Origin of the sequence: Pseudomonas sp. PS01300 (assembly GCF_029960155.1) — a bacterium.
Lineage (GTDB): Bacteria > Pseudomonadota > Gammaproteobacteria > Pseudomonadales > Pseudomonadaceae > Aquipseudomonas > Aquipseudomonas palmensis.
This window is the reverse complement of the sequence record NZ_JASCPN010000145.1, coordinates 1-545: the sequence shown is the minus strand read 5'-3', so window position 1 is coordinate 545 and position 545 is coordinate 1. Positions and strand designations below refer to the sequence as shown.

Here is a 545-nt window from a genome sequence, read left to right as displayed (position 1 = left end):
AGCTGATTGTTGAAACCATGGCGGCGTTTTACGTTGTAGAACATCTCGATGTAATCGAACACATCACTCCGAGCATCTTCCCGCGTGGTATAGATTTTTCGCTTGATCCGTTCCCGTTTCAGAAGCTGGAAAAAGCTCTCGGCCACGGCGTTGTCATGACAGTTGCCTCGGCGACTCATGCTGGCAACCAAATTGTTTGCCTTCAAAAAGCTGCGCCAATCGGAGCTGCTGTACTGGCTGCCTTGGTCGGAATGAACCATCACCTCTTGCTTCGGTTTACGCCTCCAAACCGCCATCAACAACGCATCAATAGCCAAATCACTGGTCATCTGCGACTTCATTGACCAGCCAACGACCTGCCGAGAAAACAGATCTAGTACCACCGCCAAATACAACCAGCCTTCATACGTACGAATGTACGTGATGTCGGTTACCCAAACCTTGTTGGGTTCCACAACATCGAACTGGCGCTTCAGCAAATTGGGTGAGACGACCGCTGGCTTACCGCCGTACTTTCCAGGGCGGCGTCGATAACCTGTCTGAGA

1 protein-coding gene is annotated in these 545 nt (G+C 51.2%); it reads right to left on the bottom strand.

Annotation, left to right across the window (positions count from 1 at the left end):
• On the bottom strand, positions 1-545 hold a 545-nt coding region (locus QMX96_RS26710; protein WP_282362726.1), incomplete at both ends, for an IS3 family transposase.